The 20,376-nt window shown below is 47.5% G+C and carries 21 protein-coding genes; 6 read left to right on the forward strand and 15 right to left on the reverse strand.

Annotated features, from left to right (window positions below; translation table 11 throughout):
* Window positions 1-172: 172 nt before the first annotated feature.
* Window positions 173-1,063 (reverse strand): TIGR01777 family oxidoreductase, encoded by an 891-nt coding sequence (locus tag MKY73_RS21210; RefSeq protein ID WP_339303312.1) that lies wholly within the window; start codon window positions 1,061-1,063, stop codon window positions 173-175.
* A gap of 117 nt (window positions 1,064-1,180) precedes the next feature.
* Window positions 1,181-1,702 carry a hypothetical protein gene (locus MKY73_RS21215; protein ID WP_339303313.1) on the reverse strand — a complete coding sequence of 174 codons (522 nt, stop codon included), beginning with the start codon at window positions 1,700-1,702 and terminating at the stop codon, window positions 1,181-1,183.
* Window positions 1,703-1,869: 167 nt separating this feature from the next.
* Here MKY73_RS21215 and MKY73_RS21220 point away from each other — a divergent pair, with 167 nt between their 5' ends.
* Window positions 1,870-2,244, forward strand: coding sequence for a BlaI/MecI/CopY family transcriptional regulator (locus MKY73_RS21220; protein WP_339303314.1), 375 nt, complete (start codon window positions 1,870-1,872; stop codon window positions 2,242-2,244).
* A 9-nt stretch (window positions 2,245-2,253) separates the two neighbouring features.
* Window positions 2,254-3,633, forward strand: coding sequence for a M56 family metallopeptidase (locus MKY73_RS21225; RefSeq protein WP_339303316.1), 1,380 nt, complete (start codon window positions 2,254-2,256; stop codon window positions 3,631-3,633).
* A gap of 78 nt (window positions 3,634-3,711) precedes the next feature.
* Here MKY73_RS21225 and MKY73_RS21230 read toward each other — a convergent pair whose 3' ends face one another.
* The 4 genes from MKY73_RS21230 to MKY73_RS21245 all read right to left on the reverse strand — a co-directional run bounded on the left by MKY73_RS21230 (window position 3,712) and on the right by MKY73_RS21245 (window position 7,223).
* Window positions 3,712-4,446: a YdcF family protein gene (locus tag MKY73_RS21230; protein ID WP_339303318.1), complete on the reverse strand. Its 735-nt coding sequence runs from the start codon at window positions 4,444-4,446 to the stop codon at window positions 3,712-3,714.
* A gap of 50 nt (window positions 4,447-4,496) precedes the next feature.
* Window positions 4,497-5,048: a nucleotidyltransferase family protein gene (locus tag MKY73_RS21235; protein WP_339303319.1), complete on the reverse strand. Its 552-nt coding sequence runs from the start codon at window positions 5,046-5,048 to the stop codon at window positions 4,497-4,499.
* 309 nt (window positions 5,049-5,357) lie between these two features.
* Window positions 5,358-6,215, reverse strand: coding sequence for an EamA family transporter (locus tag MKY73_RS21240; protein WP_339303320.1), 858 nt, complete (start codon window positions 6,213-6,215; stop codon window positions 5,358-5,360).
* A gap of 42 nt (window positions 6,216-6,257) precedes the next feature.
* Window positions 6,258-7,223 carry a metallophosphoesterase family protein gene (locus tag MKY73_RS21245; protein ID WP_339303321.1) on the reverse strand — a complete coding sequence of 322 codons (966 nt, stop codon included), beginning with the start codon at window positions 7,221-7,223 and terminating at the stop codon, window positions 6,258-6,260.
* A gap of 360 nt (window positions 7,224-7,583) precedes the next feature.
* Here MKY73_RS21245 and MKY73_RS21250 point away from each other — a divergent pair, with 360 nt between their 5' ends.
* The 3 genes from MKY73_RS21250 (at window position 7,584) to MKY73_RS21260 (ending at window position 10,159) form a co-directional block, all read left to right on the forward strand.
* Window positions 7,584-8,354: a DeoR/GlpR family DNA-binding transcription regulator gene (locus MKY73_RS21250; RefSeq protein WP_339303322.1), complete on the forward strand. Its 771-nt coding sequence runs from the start codon at window positions 7,584-7,586 to the stop codon at window positions 8,352-8,354.
* A 78-nt stretch (window positions 8,355-8,432) separates the two neighbouring features.
* Entirely contained in the window at window positions 8,433-8,963 is a 531-nt protein-coding gene (locus MKY73_RS21255) for a TetR/AcrR family transcriptional regulator (protein WP_339303323.1), read from the forward strand.
* Window positions 8,964-9,052: 89 nt separating this feature from the next.
* On the forward strand, window positions 9,053-10,159 hold the full coding sequence (locus MKY73_RS21260) for an MFS transporter (protein ID WP_339303324.1): 1,107 nt from the start codon (window positions 9,053-9,055) through the stop codon (window positions 10,157-10,159).
* A 27-nt stretch (window positions 10,160-10,186) separates the two neighbouring features.
* On the opposite strand, the gene MKY73_RS21265 is transcribed toward MKY73_RS21260, so the two are convergent.
* Window positions 10,187-10,795 carry a DUF1349 domain-containing protein gene (locus MKY73_RS21265; RefSeq protein ID WP_339303325.1) on the reverse strand — a complete coding sequence of 203 codons (609 nt, stop codon included), beginning with the start codon at window positions 10,793-10,795 and terminating at the stop codon, window positions 10,187-10,189.
* 109 nt (window positions 10,796-10,904) lie between these two features.
* Window positions 10,905-11,447: a hypothetical protein gene (locus tag MKY73_RS21270; protein WP_339303326.1), complete on the reverse strand. Its 543-nt coding sequence runs from the start codon at window positions 11,445-11,447 to the stop codon at window positions 10,905-10,907.
* 107 nt (window positions 11,448-11,554) lie between these two features.
* Between MKY73_RS21270 and MKY73_RS21275 the strand changes: the two genes are divergently transcribed.
* Window positions 11,555-11,821 (forward strand): hypothetical protein, encoded by a 267-nt coding sequence (locus tag MKY73_RS21275; protein ID WP_339240728.1) that lies wholly within the window; start codon window positions 11,555-11,557, stop codon window positions 11,819-11,821.
* 138 nt (window positions 11,822-11,959) lie between these two features.
* Here MKY73_RS21275 and MKY73_RS21280 read toward each other — a convergent pair whose 3' ends face one another.
* Genes MKY73_RS21280 through MKY73_RS21310 form a run of 7 tightly spaced genes read right to left on the reverse strand, consistent with a single transcriptional unit; the run spans window position 11,960 to window position 20,352 of the window.
* A complete protein-coding gene (locus MKY73_RS21280) occupies window positions 11,960-12,970 on the reverse strand; it encodes a carbohydrate ABC transporter permease (protein WP_339303327.1) in 1,011 nt (336 codons plus the stop codon).
* Between the two features lie 28 nt (window positions 12,971-12,998).
* Window positions 12,999-13,898 (reverse strand): sugar ABC transporter permease, encoded by a 900-nt coding sequence (locus MKY73_RS21285; protein WP_339303328.1) that lies wholly within the window; start codon window positions 13,896-13,898, stop codon window positions 12,999-13,001.
* Window positions 13,895-16,480: a DUF5696 domain-containing protein gene (locus MKY73_RS21290; RefSeq protein ID WP_339303329.1), complete on the reverse strand. Its 2,586-nt coding sequence runs from the start codon at window positions 16,478-16,480 to the stop codon at window positions 13,895-13,897. Before MKY73_RS21290 ends, MKY73_RS21285 begins: the two co-directional genes overlap by 4 nt.
* Before the next feature lie 14 nt (window positions 16,481-16,494).
* Window positions 16,495-17,115, reverse strand: coding sequence for a YIP1 family protein (locus MKY73_RS21295; protein ID WP_339303330.1), 621 nt, complete (start codon window positions 17,113-17,115; stop codon window positions 16,495-16,497).
* Entirely contained in the window at window positions 17,096-18,562 is a 1,467-nt protein-coding gene (locus MKY73_RS21300) for an NHL repeat-containing protein (RefSeq protein WP_339303331.1), read from the reverse strand. Before MKY73_RS21300 ends, MKY73_RS21295 begins: the two co-directional genes overlap by 20 nt.
* Before the next feature lie 11 nt (window positions 18,563-18,573).
* Complete coding sequence (locus MKY73_RS21305; RefSeq protein ID WP_017689719.1) at window positions 18,574-19,437, reverse strand: carbohydrate ABC transporter permease; 864 nt, start codon at window positions 19,435-19,437, stop codon at window positions 18,574-18,576.
* Window positions 19,438-19,440: 3 nt separating this feature from the next.
* On the reverse strand, window positions 19,441-20,352 hold the full coding sequence (locus tag MKY73_RS21310) for a sugar ABC transporter permease (protein WP_091032984.1): 912 nt from the start codon (window positions 20,350-20,352) through the stop codon (window positions 19,441-19,443).
* Window positions 20,353-20,376 lie beyond the last annotated feature (24 nt).

Raw genomic sequence — 20,376 nt, forward strand, 5'->3', positions numbered from 1 at the left:
AAGTTATTTCTGTCCTCTCCGTTATCGTGTAAATGTTTAGTTGAACATATATAAATGAAATGAGTCCTAAACCTCAAATGGCGAAACGCCATTGGATAGAAGCCTTGAAATACATAATAAAGGGCAGATGCCTCTGCCCTTCCTGTTGTGTTTTATTATTTATACGGTGTGGTCAGTTCTTCTTATTCAAAATCTCGGCAAGAGCGGTATCAAGTGAACCGTATGTGAATGTGAAGCCCTCCATCTCCAGTCGCTCGGGAATGACCCAACGACTTTTGAGAACCAATTCCGTCTCGGTCTGAATAAAGCGCGCGCCCAGTTCAAGCATCCACCGAGGAGAAGGCAGTCCAATTCGAACACCCATCTGTTCTCTCAGACGCGTCATAAGCTCCCGATTCGTAACCGGATGCGGAGAGGACGCATTGAACACACCATTCAGATGTGGATGCTCTTGCAGATAGATCACCATGCGGAACAGATCCTCGATATGAATCCAGCTGAATTGCTGTGTTCCTGCACCTTGAGATCCTCCCAGGCCAAAACGGACGAGGTTCGTCATGGGCACCATCACGCCGCCCTCGCCCAGCACAATCGCAATTCGCAGTGCAATTTGACGTGTAGACGGCAAACTGAATTCAAAGAAAGCCTGTTCCCAAGCTTTGGCAACGTCGACCGAGAAGCCAGAGCCAATCTCGCCTTCTTTTTCCGTCATGGGACGATCTTCAGCATGTCTGTATATGGTCGCCGTACTCGAATTAATCCATAGTTCGGGAGGATGTTTACAAGCCAGGACGGCTTCCCCAAGAATACGCGTTGTACGCGTTCTGGATTCCAGAATGACTTTGCGATTCTCATCTGTATAACGGCAGTTCACCGATCTACCTGCCAGGTTAATCAACATCTCTGCTTTTTCCAGTGCCTCTATGATTCCAGCACGATCTTCCCAGGCAATATGACCGGGCTGACGCGAGATGATTAACACCTCATAACCCAGCTTCTTGAACCTTTGGGCAAAATCCTGTCCAACAAAACCCGTTCCACCAGCCAATACTACCTTCTTCACGGTATCCCCTCATTTCCCATACTGGGTAAAGATTTCGCAAGAAATAGATCAAAATGTTTCTATACATGCAAAATACAGATATTAGATTAAACACCGCTGGTGACCCGTTGGTTTGATTTAATTGACCCCTAGGGATGCGTACAAGCGATCCCGCTCTTCGAGAGCCCAGGTATTTGCAGGGTTTTGTTCCAATTGATATCGGAGCTCATCATAAAAATCATGGATCATGAATCCTTCTGGCAAGTTGCCAAGCATGGCTGTAAAGTTATACTCTGGCAGTGTTTTCTTTCCTTCACTGATCTGCTTCAGCCATTCCATCCACTTCGTAAGCGTGAGCGCTTCCTCCTGCCATAACTCCGCCTGTAACCCAAGCACATCCTGGAACTGCTCGTACGCGAAAGGATCAACGAAGGTCCGGCAAGCCTGAACAGCCAGTTCATACAACTGGGTCACTGCACGACGTACCTCATGCTCAAGTTCGACCTCCAATCCTCCCATATAATCCTGAACCTGAATGCTCTGTCCATCATCATATAGAAGCGGGGCTTGGGCCAACAGGCGTACAATCTCTTCCATCTCGTGCATTGAAACTCGCTTCTGCTCATAGAGAGCAGGTAGTTGATATGCTGTAATGATCATTCACTCCTACATCGTTCTTCTATTAATGACCTATATTATAACACGGTTTGGCAATCATCCATCAGGATAACTTGACTATCCACTACAACTTGTAGTAGTTTATACGTACTACGTAGTGTAGTAATACGATCGTTATGGACGCATAACGATGTGAAGGAGTGTTCACAGTGAACCCGATTCAGAAATTATCCGAAACAGAAATGGAGTTAATGGTCGTTATATGGTCATGCGATCCACCCGTCACCTCGACAGAGCTATTAGACATATTCGCTGAGAAAGGGAAAGCATGGAAAGCGCAGACCATGTCTACCTTTCTGTCCAGATTGGTGGATAAAGGCGCTCTTACCGTGACGAGGCGTGGAAGAATCAATGATTATACACCTCTTCTACAACCAGAAGACTACAAACTACAGGAAACACAGCACGTGCTTGATGGACTTTATCAAGGTTCTGTCAAGAATTTGGTTTCGGCCATGTATGACGGTGATAAGCTTTCAGAGGATGACATTTCAGAACTGAAAAAATGGCTTTCGGAAAAGTAGGTGCAGATCATGAACATCTTTTTTGAAATTCTGTGCAGTCTGACCGTGGCCGGAAGTATCGTTGCCATATGTATGTTGGCACTGCGACTCATACCTGTATCTGTTTTTCCGACCAAGTGGCTCTACAGACTCGGTAAAATGGCTCTCTTGTTCTATCTGCTCCCGGTATCTCTTGGCCTTTCATGGCTTTTGGGTTTTGCATTCCCTCCTACATCAACCGTACCGAGTATGGAGCATGCAACATCTACAAGCTTACTTGCAGGGACATTTATCTCGGCACAAACCATTTCTGTAACTACAGCCTGGTTCTTGTTATGTGTATGGGGCATTGGCGTCATCGGTTTTTCTGCATGGCAGATGTACTGTTATCGGAGATTTTTGAATGAACTATCACGTACAACTATGCCAGTCCTCTGTGATAGTGAAGCAGCTATGCAGCTACCATTAATCAAAGAGGCTTTGGGTCTCAAAAGCAATATCACGCTTGCTCACAGCACAATAGTAAGAAGCCCTATACTGGTCGGCTTGTTTAAACCAACGATATATCTTCCACCCGAAAATACGGTCAAGATGGACATCAAGATGGTCATTCATCATGAGTTGGTACATCTGAAACATCAAGATCTGTGGGTCAAGGCTCTGACCTTGGGGGTTAGTGCCCTACACTGGTTCAATCCCCTGATTCATATGATTCGCCGGGACATTCATACCTGGAGCGAATTAGCCTGTGATGAAGATGTGGTGAAAGAGATGTCCCACGAAGAACGAAGACGATATGGTGAGACAATTTTAAATGTGATGGCGGGAACCAAGAAAATGCCTGCTCAATTTTGTTCGTCCCTATCGGGTGAAGGCAAACAATTAAAAAGGAGATTGATGAACATGTTTAACGTGAAGAAACTGAACAAGAAACACTGGATGTTAAGTATGGGGGCTCTATTGCTTATTACAGGAGTAAGTACATCCACCGCAGTATGGGCATCAAACCATACCGTTCAAGTAGCGTCCAAGGCTACTGAAGCTGTGCCTGTTCCTTCCGTATCTGAAACGGCTGAGATCGTAGCTTCTCCCGATCCAGCCGGAGTTTCCGAAGATGTCACTGCTCCCGCTGCTTCCGTAACGCCTGAACTCGTGGCTCTACCTAAGGATGAAGTGACAGAAAATGTACCAGCTCCTTCTTCTGTTAAACCTTCTGAGAGTGAAATTGCAGAATCAGCCACAGTTCCTTCTTCTGCCTCTCCTGCTGGATCTTCTGAGATGGTAGCCGTCCCTTCCGAGAACAAGGCTTCTGAGGCCGCAACCGTTCCTTCTCCTGCCTCATCTTCTGAAATGGTAGCGCTCCCTGCGGATCAGGTTTCGGAAGCTGTACTTGTTCCTTCAACGAAGTAACTCAACGTTAAGGAACAATAACACCCATATATACGGAAAGGACGAAGCATAAGTCTTGCGCTTCGTCCTGTTTGTATATTAGATAAACGTTTTGATCGTAGCAAAATATTCACGGATCATGTTGACCGGCTTCAAATATCCTGGTGACGGGGCAGATATGCCGTATTCTGCTGCATAACCGTTCTTGGCTGCAATGTATTTGGAGCGGAACATATGGTAGTCACTCGTGACAATCATGATCTCCGGGTGCTCCAACCCGGATTCTTGAATGATTTTTTTGGAAAAGGCCAAATTCTCCTGAGTACTTGTGGAGCGATCTTCCATAATGACTTGCTCAGGGCTAATCCCCTGTTCAACCAGATAGTTTTTCATAGCGAGCGCTTCGGGAATCGATTCCCCAGGTCCCTGTCCACCCGATACAATAACCGGTGTCTGAGGATGACTGCGAATGTAGTCCAGACTGGCATCTAACCTTTGCTTCAAAGTCAACGATAATTCCGTTCCCCGAATGCCTGAACCTAGAATAATGACGTAGTCCGCCTCTTCCGGATCATTCGCACCCAGTTGTGTGAATACAAGCGCCTCAATAATGACAAAAGAAACGGCAGCCACGCCAAATCCGGTAAGGATAATCCGTTTCAAAATAACATGCTTCTGATAGTCAATCCGTCTTAACACGATAAAAGCCACCGTGATCATTCCGAAAAACATGACTGGAAATCGTTGGCCCCAGAAGACCAGAAACGCTACAAAACATGCCAACAGGACGAGATCAATGATCAGTCCATATTTTTGTAAGAACTTTTTTATCAAGTCCGTAAACACTCCTTCTTGTACCCGTAATTCCGCGTATCTCTATGATTTCAAGCTGTTATTATCGTTAATTTGGGCCATTGTTCCTGCCAACACTTCCTATGGACACGCTGATTGTAATAGTCATTATCCATGAAGAAGGGGCTTTTGCGAACCGCGAGTTGATACAGATCATGCAAACCATGCGGGGCACAAATGTTCACCCGGCCCTCTTCATCCAGCTGTACGCCTATGGCAGTCACGACTTCTGGCCAATAGCGAAGAGCATCCTCAGTAGATTGATAAGGAACTGTGCCATTGCGCAGATGCATTCTCGCCTGGTTTTTCACTGACCACTTGGCATTGCCAGTCTCCTCACGAAGCTGTTGTTCGAGCTGTATGTCTCGCGCCTCACGCAAGTCTTGCGCATCATAATAAACAACATCAATATCGCTATGGAGTTCACGCAGATCATACCCATGCAGAACATCCCAGATATAATTACGAATATATCCTGCACCTATGTAACATTGTGGCAGATGGAGACTCTGAACGCGCCGCAGATCTTGCATTAATTGCTCATGCTCTGTAATTGCCCGGATGAATCTCTCCTCATGCAACAAACGATCCCTCTCCTTACTCCAGATGCTCTACTCACTCCCTCAATCTATTCTACCTGCTTTACTGCGCCAGTTTCCAATATATCACGTTTGGTTTCTGCAATAAAATGAACAAATCCCCTCAGGGGCCACCCTAAGTTTCATCTGAACAGATGGATCTTAAGGTCGTACACCTGAGAGGATTGCATCGAGAAATCTGATTTGAGGTTTTTCATCATATGACACATGATACAGAACGGACTATAGGAAGCGTCAAGAGCACACCATCATTCATGCGGACCTTTGGGAATGATCAGCGGCGTACCCCTTTCATCAGCCCCACATCCCAATCAACAAAATACCGACAAAAATAATGATGGAACAGAGAATACGCTTTTTCCCCTGCTGTTCTTTCAGCAGCAAAATACCGAGGAATGCGGCAAATATCGTGCCTACTTCCCGAAGGGGACCCAGTCTTGCCATCGGTGCCTGTTGTAAAGCAAACAGAAACAACAGGTACGAGCCCGGATTCAGCAATGCACCAAGCATGATGGTCGATCGATTCACCCTCCACTCCTGACGCAGTTGACGAGAAGCCAGCAACGCAGGGGTTAAACCGGCGACAAAACCAATGTTGGTCACTTCAAGTAACGATAAGGGTGAGATATGTTCCAGATTCAGCTTATCCACGAACACGTAACTGGTTGTACATAAACCTACACATAAAGCCATCAAAACCGGCTTCAATCCCGTTACACGCGAGCCCGTATTAACATCTCTGCTTCCGGCACCACTAAGCACCGTAAATCCGCCGAGCATACACGCAATGCCGATCCAGCCGTACAATGATAAGGTTTCGCCCAGAAAAGTAACTCCGATCAGAGGTACCAATAAGGTGCTCGTTCCCCGCATAATCGGATAGATCTGAGATAAGTCGCCGAGTTCGTAGGTCTGAGACAACAGCCAAGAATACAATGCCTGCAAGCCCATCGACAGAATCAGTAGCACATAGGCTGCCATGGATAAGGATTCACGTGCCAATTCCACAATGAGTAAAGGAAGCAATATAATCGTTGGAATCATCATAATGGACCACAAAAACACACTTTTATTCAGACTGCGCTTGGTAAACATGCTCCAGACGGCATGAGCCATCCCGGAAGCCAGTACCAGCATTATAGGTAAAATCATAATCAAAACGTTCCTCTCTACTCCATCACTCTTTTATATAATCTATTGTGCTGAAGCGCTCCCAGGTTGATGTTCTGGCTGTTCCTTCACGACAGAGCCGTCTTCCAGACGAAGCCATGTATCAAAGCTGCGTTGTCCCGCCTTCAACTGAATGATGCGTCCTCCGCGCAGCATGCCTTCCCTTCCATATGTACTGTGCCCACTCGAACGCCCGTAGCAGAGACGAATGCCGTGATAAGTCCCCTGAAAATCATTCACATGATCATGTCCGCAAAAAGTCCCCATCACATCACCCATCTCCAGCAATGCAGAGAACAGCCCCGAGTTCACTTGGGCACAACACACAGGTTCATATTTGCTGCCGTAACAGATCTGCGTGTCCCACATGGCCTGGTATTCAGGAATCGGGATATGGAAAAACGCCAAGGCTGGGAGCTTATTCCCGCGGCTGCGGCCGGAATGGACGCGTATGGATTCAGACATCAGCCACTGGATCTGATTGGGCTGAATCCAGCCATAGCCAGGAATAGACTCAACAGTGGAATAACTCCCTGAATCGAGGAAATACAACACCGCAGCCGGACTGCCATCCGTTCCGACAATCTCCAGCGTGTAATTGCTCATACCTGCAATCTCGCTTGGACCAGGCTTTGTCACAGTGTACTCATGTTCCTGAATGACCTCCATTAATCCAGCGGGGGTAATCCGATTTTCCGTATCATGGTTGCCGTACACAAATGCCCACGGAATACCACACTCTTCCACAACCGCTACAGCCTCACGGAAAGCCTGCTCCGGATGCTCACATGCCTTTTTCCCCTGATCCACCGGTCCCGTATAGATCACATCCCCTGTAAACACAACCAGATCGGGTTGTTCCGCTTCAATAACGGTTTTCATTAACTGCCGGGTCCTGATATCCTCAGGACGACCATCTTTCCAGTGCAGATCTGTAAACTGCACGATTTTAAACGTTCCATTTTCTCGAAAAAACAATTGTCGATTCACTGTCTTGACCCCCTCATTACTAAACACATGTGAAATAGTCTGCATTACATTTTACTTTTATGTTGTTTTATGTGGTATGTTGTTGTTTTATATGATCTTATCTTCACATGTTATTACTGTCAATACATCGTTAAATTTATCATCACTGATCTGTTCCATGTTCTTTGGATAACGAGACAATCCAAATTTAAAATGGTAAAGGTTTGAGTTAGTTTCAGTTAATTTTAACGTAACCCTCCTGGCAAATTGACAAGCTCAGCTTGACCTTTTAAACTATATAAATCAACACCAATCCACATGAATACACATTTATAAATGTAAAATACATATGTATACGAAATACAGGAGGTTCGACGACACATGTCTCTGACGTATGAAGAGCGCAAAAACACCATTCTTACCCGTCTGGCTACCCAAGGAAAGGTTCAGGTTCAGGTATTGGCAAATCTATTTCAGGTTTCGACAGAAACCATACGGCGTGATCTGGATCGACTGGAAAAGGAAGGCGAATTGCGTAAAGTCTACGGCGGTGCGGTTCGTGTACGTTCAGGAATGATCGAAGCCCCTTTTCAAAAGCGTGCGCAGCTTCAGATGAGTGAGAAACAGCGCATCGGCATAGCAGCTGCCGCTCTGATTGAAGATGGTGAAACCGTGATGTTGGACAATGGCACAACAACACTGGAGATCATGCGTCAACTAAGAAATCGTTCACAGGTGACTGTCATCACCAACTCAGTTCCAATCCTCACCTGTGCGCTGGAAGGTTTTGCAGGTAAAATCATTTTTGCTGGAGGTGAAATCAATTCAGCGGTGCAAGCTTCCACGGGGCCAGTCACACATGAATTGCTGAGTCAGTTCAAAGTCAACAAAGCATTCATCTCTGCCGGCGGTGTTTCGTTAATGGATGGTGTAACAGACTATTTGCTGGAAGAAGCACTTGTTTCCCGCAGAATGATGGAACGAGCAGAAGAGTCCATTTTGGTAGCCGATCACACCAAATTTGGTCGATCCACGTTTGCCCAGATCTCCCCCATGAATCACGTATCTATGGTCATTACAGACTCCGAATGTTCGACAGAATGGATTGAGGCCCTACATCAAATGGAGATTGAAACGGTTCACACGATTTGACAGTGTGAGCCATTTTTTATACCTTTATAAGGTATAATGATCGTTCTATCCTATTTTCAAGAGAGGACATTCCTGATTATGAGCAGCAAAAAAGAAATGCTTTTGAACGTGGCTGAAGAATTATTTTATCTTCATGGCTTCCATTCCATTGGATTGAAGCGAATTATCACAGATGCCGGAATCGCCATCATGACGTTATATAACCACTTTGAATCTAAGGATGACCTTATCGTTCAGGTGCTCCTCCGGCGCGAACAGCGTTATTTGGAACAGTTAAGGCAATATGCAAACAATAAAGAACAACCCATGTTTCTCAATCTGGCTGAAGGACATGCAACCTGGTTGAAAGAACACGAGTCAAGAGGTTGCTTGTTCTTACGCGCCAAAGAAGAATTCGGAGGTCATGCAGACCATATCATCGTCCAGACAGTGAATGCACATAAAAGACATATGCGAACGTTAATCCAAACATTGGCGCCTGCTGCAAGTGATCGAGATCTGATACGATTCGCCCTGCTGCTGGAGGGTTCTACGGCACTTGCTGAGACAGAAAATGTAAATGACGTCTGCCGAGAATTGATGCATATGACGCAAACCAGTTTCAAGTAGTCCTATTCCGGGTGAGTTAGTAGTTCAACTCACTTTTTTATTTAAGTAAAAATATAATGATCGTTCTATCTAAAAAGGCGGTGGATTTTATGAAAAAAATTATTTTTCCAGGCATTGCACTTATCGCTGTATGTTATGCATTCGGGCGATTCAGTTATGGATTGTTTATGCCGGAAATTTCGGAAGCCTTACACTTGAATGACACAGCCTCTGGGGCGATTAACTCAGGCACGTATATTGCCTACTGTCTGTCCCTTCTAACGGCACCCCTGTTGATTAATCGCAAGGGGCACCATTATGTCATTCAATTGGCAGGCATCAGCGCAGTGCTCGGATTAACCGGCATTGCCCTGTCTCAGAATGCATGGGTTCTTGCATTTAGTGTATTTCTAGCCGGTTTAAGTACAGGCTGGGCCTCTCCGGCACTTGGTAACACGGTTAATGCGGAACTTGCACCGCATCTGCAAGCCAGAGGCAACAGCTGGATTAATACAGGGACCAGCTTCGGAATTGTTATATCCGGTCCACTCTACTGGCTGTTCACAGATTACTGGCGTCTAACCTACATCCTGTTTGCTGTGATCGGTGTTGTAGTTCTGCTGTGGAACAGACGTGTCATTCCGGCAACCAAGACACTGCCTTGTACCAAGTCGCTCTGGACATGTATGAAACCAACCAGACCCGGGTCTGCTCTTCTGATGGCTTGTCTGTTAACAGGTGTTAGTTCCGCAATCTACTGGACCTTTGCCCGAAACTTCCTCACGGACGAGAAAGGGGCCTCCGATTCGGAAGCCGTGTTGTTCTGGATTGTGATGGGGGTTATGGGGATCCTCGGCGGATGCGCTGGCCGTATTATTGAACGGATCCAGATTGGATGGTCCTACCGAATTGGCCTCATGTTATTGGCTATTTCACTCGGGGTTATCCTTTTGCCATCCATGACTGCCAGCATAATTTCTGCCATCATGTTTGGGAGCACCTACATTTTCCTGACCAGTGTATTTATCGTTTGGGCAACGAGATTATTCAGTCCGAATGTATCGATTGGCATCAGCCTCGCCTTTCTCGCATTAGGTGCTGGGCAATTTCTCGGCTCCTCCATGGCAGGGTACACGATTGAAGTGTTCTCCAATACAACGGCATTTCTGGCCTTTGCTGTACTCGGCCTGTTCGGATTGTTAATTCGAGTGAAATAAATGACAGAACAACGTTCTGATCGTTTTTTATTCTACTCGGCGTACACTTCCGGTCAGTCCATGCTGAAGCCGTACATCTGCAAAAGTAACTGTGGTCCCTTGCCCGATTGGGGATTGGGCCACGATGCCAACTTTGATCTCTTCGGAGCAATCAAGGCCAAAATAACGTACCAGTTTCCACTTCTCACCATCCTGGGAATAATGGAAAGCAAAGCTGCTGCCTGCACGGGCTACACGCAGATAAGGCTTGCTGACATCTACAGGGGATGATACACCATCATCCGAGTTACCACGGGTCACAACACTGAGAATGGACGGCTGTTCTTCAAAAAATTCAAAGCAGACTTTAGCCCAATTCGTATCGTCCACCATTACCATCAGACAGCCCGAGTCATACTGTTCTTTCATGTCCACCTGTACTTGAGTGACGATGCTGAAATCTCCCTTGATTATCGTATGTAAAAATGGAGCTGAGTCTTTCACCGGGTCACCTCCCGGATCAATGAAAAAGTCACTGACTGGCGAAACGGTTATCGTTACTTTGCCGTCTTCAATGGACCAATCTGCTGGCTCGTTCAGCCATCCCAGGTTGGCAGATAATGTCTGACCTGAACAATGTTCGAATAGATTCGTCATGTGGCACACCCTTTGTGTTGGAGTTTAAGCTGACTCATTTCTCTATTTGTATTCGGTATGTCTCATGGTTAATCCTGTAGGCTTAGCATCAAGTTGCATCCCCGTTATCTTACACCCATGTGTACGGTTGGATGAACCGCTCGTCCCACACTTGCACCTCAATATAACGTTCCGGACCCTTATCGCCCTCCCGGTTCCATTCCTGAGGCCAACCATAGGTTTGAATCACTTCGATGATTTCATCTTTGGTATAAATCTGCTTACGATAGGGTTTGGCATCGTCAAACCTCATCGTGGGGAACAAGTCCCCGTAGGTAAAACTTACAACATCGACAGGAAGATCACCCCACGGAATGAGCACATGATCAGGTTCTGAATACCAGGACGACAACCATTCACATGCGCCAAGCGTCAGGTAATGGGGATATGATTGCAGCGGCTTTCCACCTTTGGCAACAAACTGCTCATAAGCTCTATGCTCAAGCGTTCTGCGAATTGCCATGTAATCTGCGGATCGCCGACTGGCAAAGTTCCTTCCCTGAAGACGGATCTGCTGAGTTACTGCTTCTGCTTCATCCGCAGACAGGCTGGAGAGATTTCTGAAAGGACCAAGACTTTGTTCAAAATAATGATAGGCATTCCAGTCGTTCAACCCTTCACTCCCTTTATTATTAATAAGGTAATTTTATCCAAAATATGATAAACTGGACATACGAGATTACTTCAATGATATGAATTACAACAGGAGGAGATCAACCTATGTTTGGCGTTAACGTGAAAAAAATAGAAGATCAACTGGTCATCCGCTGGCAGTTCTCCAAAATCGAAATCCCCATCGCACACATCTCATCGGTCACTCTGGATGATACGTACGGTGGCAGCGAACCATCCGCCATTCGGATCGGTCCGGTTAATGGCACAAGCGAGAGGATTCTGATCCGTACGGTTAATCAATCATATATCTTATTCACGAACAGTGTGAATTTATATCCCAATATCCGAGATATGCTACAACCGGCAAACTAGATTGTGGTCCGAAACAGATTATAATGTTTCTCCATAGGACAGCTCCATTTACATATGCCACCAGAAAGAAGCGTGAGTATTCGCATGAATTGTTACAGCGAATACCCGCGCTTCTTTCATCTCAACTCAACGCTCCCCTTAACCCACTACACCTGAGCGCTCAATGCTCTCCACGAAATAGCGCTGCACAAACAGATACAAAATAATTAGCGGTGCAATCGCCAGCAAAATACCTGTATCCACAATCATGGCCACATAGTTCGGATCGGCCTTAATGCCCGAGTTCGAACCAAAGCCCATCAGTTGCGGAATCAACTGATTCGCCTGAGCAGGCAAGGAAGCCACCTTCAGTGAGATCAGTGGACTTTCACTCATGAATAATGCCGAGTAGAACGTATCGTTGTACTGCCACACAAACGAGAACAGAATGACCGTAATCAGCGGTGAAATCGCATTGGGCAACATGATGCGGGCAAACGTCTTGAATCCACCTGCGCCGTCAATCAGTGCAGCCTCCTCGATCTCCTTCGGCATGCCCTTGAAGAACTGCCGGAAAATATAGATGAACAACCCCGCCTTCAGCCCTCCTGCTGTAGCCGCCGTAATCATGGAAGGCCAATACGTATTCAGCAGATTAATGCCATTCTTTCCGGTGAATAACTGGATGATGCCCATAAAGTCAAAGCTGCGGAAATGCAGATACATCGGCACCATGAGTGTGCTTGTTGGCACCAGAATGGTGAGAATCACCAGTACAAAGAGCACATTGCTACCTGGAAAAGAAAACCGGGCAAAGCCGTATCCGGCAAGTGCACAGGATATGGCTGTCAGAAGCGTTGTGATGGTAACGAACAATAACGTGTTCGCCAGCAGAGGCAGGTAATCCATCACTTGTGCCGAAAGCCGGATATTATCCAATGTAACGTGCTGAGGAATCATATAGATCGTTGGATTGTAGATATCCTGCTTATCCTTGAACGCAACTGACACTTTAAGAAATAACGGATATAAAATAATAAATGAAATACCAATGACCAAAGCATATCTGAATATGGAATAGAGAAGGTCCGATGTTTTGTTTCGCACCCGCTGCATGTGGTAATTCTGCTTCGGAACTACCACCATGCGATCGGTTCCTGATGCAGCCATAATCTGAAGCCTCCCTCAATGTGAACCGTCAGTTGTAATGAACGCGCCGCGATAACACCCAGCCCACTACGATCAGTACAAGGCCAATCACCAGCGTGTACAGCCAGGACATCGCCGAGCTTAAGCCAAAGTTCTGGGTTTTGAAAGCCGTCTGATAGATGGCCTGTGTGACCGGACTTCCGGCAAATGAATCAATGATTGTATAGATGACATTCGTTAGAATTAACGGACTGACCATGGGAAATGTAATTTTCCAGAACGATTCATAGGCTGTTGCCCCTTCGATCTTCGCAACCTCGTACATCGATCCCGGTACCGATTGCAGCGCGGCGAGAAAGATCAGAATCTGAACGCCTGAGCTGCTAATAATCTCATAGATTCGCATGATGGCTTCTACAATGTAATCCACATAGGCCATCGGCAATCCCACATCCGCTAGCATCCGCACAATGGAAACCACGTTGAACGAAGCACCACCATCGGCTGATGCATCCACCGCACTGGCATCCCCCATCAGATTGATTAATCCCGCAGACTCCGCTGCTGCAACTGCACTGGAAGCCAGAATAACCGGCAGGAAAAAAATCGCACGTGCCATCGTTCTGCCTCTAAACTTCTGATTGAGCAGTGTCGCCGTGAATAGACTGAAAAACAGAATCATCGGCACGTTCAATACCATCGCCCCTACCGAATCGACCAGAATCCGGTTAAACGTCGCGTCAACCAGAAGCGCATCCTTGAAATTTCTCAATCCAACGAAGTCCAGAACGTATCCGCCTGGAGCAACCGACAGATTACTCAGGCTGAACCGAATGGATTGCAGGAGCGGTGTGACAAAGAGGAAGATGAAACCAAGCAGCCACGGAGAAATAAATGCAAGTCCAAGCAGCGATCTCCGTGACTTCAACGATAATCGAATGGTTCTCATCGGTTCACTCCTCCCACCACATAGTCCATCCCGCCAATCGTTGTTCCATCGACACTTACTGCATCCGCATTGTAATTCATAAGGATGGATGTACCATCAGTATAGGTGACTCGGACCACACCATCCTGAATGCGTTCATGTCTGAGAATCTGCTCATTCCCCAGCTTTCCCAGTACTTCATTGGCCTGCTTATACAAGGCAATCGCGTCATCTACCCAATATTCATAGTCTGTTGCGTATGCCGAATCATAGTTTGTCAGCTTCAGCCTGGATGATGGTTCATAGGTCCATTGAAAATACGGAGCTGCCCCTAGCTCCAGACTACGGAGCAACTGTTTGCGGAGATCCTGATCCCCTGACGTGTTCATCGGTGCTGCCGCATAGTTCAAGTATCCATGAATGACCATCGCATAAAAAGGAACCTCTTCATCGGTAATATTGAACCGACTCGACCCTGCGGGTACATTCACAACATGTTGTGCATTTCCCCAAGCGTAACTATTGGCTGCGGATACCATCAGGTTCGGATAGGACTGTTGCAACTTGCCCAGCTGCTCCTTCACAATGTTCTTCGCCGTCTCTCGATGAATCACCCGACTATCCCGATAATCCGAGGTCAGAACCTGCCCAAGATCACGGAGGGATAATCCGCCGAGGTCCAGTTGATTGAATTTGTCGGCAAACTCACTCACCACATAAGGAAGCTTGGCCGCGGAGAGCAGATAATAGCTATCTCTACTCTGATCCATGCGATTAAGCGCAGGATTGTATGGATACAATTCTGCTGTCTCCTTTGTGACAAACCGTGCCGCATCCGAGGAAGGAGCAAAGCGCAGATCATCGTGATATATGTGCTGGAAAGCCACATCCGGGAACAAGGCTCCACCTGACTGCTCCAGCTTAGCGGACAACGCCTGAAGTTCGGAACGGTTACCTACTTCACTGTCCAACTTCACCTGGGTTGGCGTATGATGACTGATGCCACCCCCGAACCAACCCTGATACCGCATGTGTACGCGATTCACACCATCCTGCTGTAACTTCGCCGCCATTTCGGCAGCCTGTTCGTATGTCGTCATCGCTAAAGTGGAGCGGTAGGGCACGCTCAGGAATGAAGCCTTTTTATCTACTGCACCAAGTACATCCATATAGAACGGCAACTCTGTCTGTTCTGCGAGCGGCTTCAGTACGTCCTCCTTTATCAACTTCTGTTGATACAGGCGGGCCATACCCGAGTAACTGGCATCTTCTCCATGAAGAAAATGATAGCGAACCTGAACATCTCCACGGTAAGGCGCTTCGCTAAGCAGCTGGATCTCCTGCATTTTCTGCGAGGTGTACATCTCCAGTTCATCTTCACCCCGCAGGGAGAAGGTCGCATGCACATGGTTGTAACTGTTCTGTCTACCTCCAATATCCGCGGAGATACTGGCGATGCCGTCCCCTTTTTCAATGACTGCAAACCACGCATTCTCCCCGTTCTTCAGACCAAACACAGGCATATGCGCGGATTCACTAACCTGAGGACGACTGAGCGAATTATCATTCGGGTCTGCTCCATAGACACGCTGTACATACTGCTCTTCCTGGGTTTTCCCGTTGTTCAGGTGGATCAGACTACCCGAACCGTCAGGTACGAGCATGTAGCCTTCACCTTTCGTATCCGCAGCACCAAAATAAGCGAGCAAGTCAATACTTCGGATACGGTATTGCCCACTTTCCTCTATCTGACTCAGGGGCACGCTCACAACAAGCGCTCCCTTCTCCAATCGGTATTCCACAGAAATGACGAAGCTTGGCTTATCCGATTCACCTCCACCTTCGACCCCGTTCTCCTGATTGTCAAAAGCGAGATCATCCGCCGTGTAACCCGCCGTCTCAAAGGCACTCAACATCTTGTTCAGCACAAGCTGCTTCGAAATCTGTCCATCCAGCCTTTCCAGAATATCCGGATTGTTCTTGGTTGGATAATAACGGGCAGACGTGTATCTTGCGACAGTCGCGTCCAGCTTGGAAAGCACCTTCTCCTCGAGTCGCTGCTTGCTGATCAGCTTGGGCAGTGCATCAATCCCAAGTGATGTATCACCAAGTGTATAGTTGACCCGAATCCCTTGATCGATCTGGTCCACTGTGAATTGTTTGTTGCTTATACTCGAACTGAAATTTGGAAAGTTCTCCAAAGTGCCCATCGAATCCCGGAAAGACACGTTCAACTGGGAGGACAGTACTTCTTTCTCATACGCAGAAGCAAGACCATCCTCAGCCCGTTCTTTCGGGTTGCTGTACCAGACCTCTCCACTTTTCCCGTCACGTACTGCAATTTCCGTTGTCTCCTCGTTATAGTACAGAGCCAAGCCCTGATCTTCGGCGACCAATTGCATACCAGGCACCCCCTGCGAAGAGTCGACAAGGAACTTCAACGGTTCCTCCGTGACAGGCATAGCTCTGGTTGTTGTGTCCAGATAAGCCGCAGCTTCTACGGCAGGAATGCCCCTGTTGTTTATATACAGCAGCCCGGCTGCAATCATGATTACAGCTGCACCACCAGCCAGCACCGTATATATTCGTTGCCTTTGGTTCACGGATGCCGCCTCCTTTAGGTCCGAAAAATCAACTCGCGGTAGATGTTATAACCGAATTCGTACAACTGTTGCAGCATGCTGAAGACCAGTGCGCCAAGGAATACAATAATGCCCATCACAATGAGTGTCAGCACCATCGTAACGATCGTTTTAACCACCGTGTACTGGTGTACCGTCATCATGCCAATGAACAGGAGCAACACAAACCAGAAAAACGCGATACTATTGAACAGATAATAAAACGCAGTCTCCTCCTGCACCATGAACCGGCTCATCACGATCATTGGGGCATAGATCAGAATAACCGGAATGAGCGAGTAACCTGTTGCCAGAACGATTTCCCTGAACTTGCCTTCCCCTTCCATCAAGGTTGTTACTGCCCAGTTGGCCGTACACCATAGAAAGAAAGGCACCGCAACTGTGGCAATCTCAATGATGCTGTTAATCGTACGAGGGTCGGTGTAATTGACGAGAAATCCTGCGTACTGCTTTTGCAAAATCATCATCACAATCGTGAGCACCAGTGCTGCCAAAGCAACAAGCAGCCGACCACGGTTATCCGACTTGAGGTCCCAGAATGCATCAATAGGGTGAAAAATGAGATGCAGCGGAAACTTAATGAAATCCTGCTTCACGATCGACCTGCCTCCTCCGTCTCCATTTAGCCGCCACCCGGGTCAGGATCAGAATGACAATCAGCGCAATTACAGCGGTCAGGAATGTACCAAAATGTTCCTTCATCATCTCTCGCCGATGCCTCTTGAACGCGACAGAATAACTCTTGCGATCCATCCCAAGTTCGAAGTACCCCAGCGCCTCCTCGTTTTTCTTCTCCATTAATAAGGACTTGCCGATACCGATATAAGCGATGTCATAATTGGCATTCAGCTTCAGCACTTCTCTCCATATATTTACGGCCTCCGTGTCCTCGCCCCGATAGTGGAGTGCCACCGCTTCATTCACACGGGAACCAAAACGGGTTGGCTCGTAGACAACAAGATTGTTCTTCCCCCGGTCCAGAACCAAGTGGTGCTCACCCGATTGCTCAATCGCAACTGGCGTTTTGAGCGTGCCCACCTGATTTCCTTTACCGCCATATATGTAGAGCAGATGACCTTCGTCGTCGTACGTGAACACCCGGTTCTGTGTCGCATCTAGCACACTGTACATGCCGTTGCCCAGCACTTTCACATCAATCAGTTTGGATGGACCGGGATTGTTGCGGAACCGGATATCGCCTTTGACGTCGTAATAACCAAACCGCTTCAGTACATCTTCGCCAGACGGGTTAAGGCGTTTGATCGGTTCATTCGAACCTGGATCAATATTGGTCGCATAGACGAATCCTTTGGTGTCGATATCCGCATTGGAGAACTCTGTTGGCACAAACAGGACCATCTGTGCGCGCTGGGCTTTGGTGGATAACATGCGCCAGATATATTCGCCGTAGTCCCGCTCCACTTTGTTGGTACCGACGTATCCGATAAATGTCCCACTCTCGTCAAACTGCATAATGCCTTCGTAGACCCCTTGTGCCACAACATATACGCGACCTACATGATCAACCGTCAGTTTCAAGGGCTGGAACTGGAATTGGGTCGACAGGATATCCGACTCCGGCTTGGTTATGATATGAAGCAGCATCCCTTCTCCATCCAAAACAACCACTCGACTGTTGCCCGTATCGGCGATATATATGTGTTCTTCTTCATTCACGAACAATCCGCCCGGAAGATTAAAGCTCTCTTTGCTGCCCTCTGTCATGAATCCATCGATAACGCGCAGCAACTTAAATTCCGGGTCCAATACGACAATTCGATTGTTGCCACTATCCAAAATGTAGATCAACCCGGACGGAGAAACGTTCACATCACCGGGGTCTTTGAACTCACTAATGCCGAGGTCACAGCCTGAAATGGTGCGCTCGGGCAGATAGGCATCTGGTGAAGGAACAGCCTCTTTCCAGTAGTTGTAGTTATAACTCTCATACGGCGCCGGGGAGGCCGCCGCAGGCACGGCATTCACCAGCAGCAGAGATACTGCCGCCAGGAGAACAAGCCATCTTTTCACTGTGCGTGCCATATCGTTCCCCCTTAATCCTTCATGCCCGAGCTCGCCATCGTCTCAATGATTCGGCTCTGAGAGAAAATAAATAGCGTGATCGGCACACTCATCAAAATCAGTGCTACCGCAGCACCCGCTCCTGCCCGGGATATTCCGCCCTGAATAATCTGACCTGCTGCATAATGCAGGGTCTTGAGCTGCTCGCTGTAGATGTACCCATTGCCATCACTGCCCCATAACATCTGGAACAGCAGAATGATCAATGTAAGCCAGGCTGGCTTCACATTGGGCATGACAATGGACCAGAAGATCCGGTATTCACTGGCACCATCAATCTTGGCCGCTTCCAGCAGTGCATCCGGGATCTGCTCCATGAACTGTTTCATCAGATATAACCCAAGTGAATAGGCAAATGCCGGAATAATAACAGCCCAGTACGTGTCAATCCATCCGAGCCATGACATGATCATATAGTTCGGAATGGCCGTAACTGCCGGTGTGAACATCAGTGATAGCACGACCACTTGGAACATGAATACTTTGCCTGGAAACTTGTGCTTCGCAAGCGGGTAGGCGGCTGCGGAAGCCAGAAGCACATGACCTACAATTCCAATACCTGTAATAAATACCGTGTTAAATATATAGCGTGAAAACGGCACCCACGAGTCACTCAGCAGATTCAGCAGATCTGTAAAGTTGCTGAATGTGGGATTTTTGACAAACAGCGTTGGCGGAAAGGTGAAAATCTCATCCAATGGTTTGAATGCATTGTTGATCGCATAGATCAGCGGCAGCACCATGAAGGCACCAAATACGAGCAGAAGGGCAAACAGGGAGAGGCTTCCTGATAGCGAGCGATTCACCCGCTTTTTGCCTGTTGCAATTGCAGCCATAGGCTATTCTCCCACCCTTCGAAGCAGTTTCTGTACCAGCAAGTTGGTGCCCACCATGATCATGAACAGCACGGTCGCAATCGCCGATGCGTATCCCATCTCAAACCGCGTTGTACCAAAGTCGATCAAGTGGGTGACCACCGTCTCTGCCGCATAGTTCACGCTTGGGAACCCGGCCAGTGCAATCGACACATCAGCCACGGCAAACGAGGTTGTGAGCTGAATGACTGCGCCAAACATAAGCTGCGGGCGCATCGAAGGCAGGGTAATGTACCATAGCTCCTGCCAGCGATTTTTGATCCCATCCACCGCCCCCGCTTCGTACAACGTCCGGTCCACCGTCTGCAAACCAGCGATAAACGCCAGAAATCCGGTTCCCAGACTCAGCCACAACTGCACGAGAATGAGGATGGGCATAATGTAGGCTTCCGTCTTCAGCCACTGGATCGGTTCCAGCAGAAAACCCCATTTGATCAACAGCCCATTGGCAATACCATAACGATCCCCCGAGAAAATCATGAGCCAGATAAAATACACATTGCCCGAGATGGAGGGCGCGTAGAAGATGAGCGTCATGAACGCTCTCCATTTGGGTGTTAACTCATTAATGATCCACGCGAAGACGAAACAGGCAATATAACTGATTGGCCCGGTAATAATGGCGAACAGCAACGTATTCTTGATCGCAATCAGGAATACATCATCCTCCAGAAACAGGCGGGTATAGTTCTGCCAGCCAATGAAACGTGGAAATTCCAGCATATTAAAGTAGGTGAAGCTGAGTATGATCGAGATGACAACCGGAATCACGGTAAACATGACGAACAGCAGCATATAAGGTGCAAGCAGAACATAGGAATGTTTGCTGGCCTTCATTTCCTGGAGCTTCCAGCTCCACCACGATTTCATGCCCATCCTTGACGCTTTCTCAGGAGGACT

Source organism: Paenibacillus sp. FSL R5-0519 (assembly GCF_037974275.1).
GTDB lineage: Bacteria > Bacillota > Bacilli > Paenibacillales > Paenibacillaceae > Paenibacillus.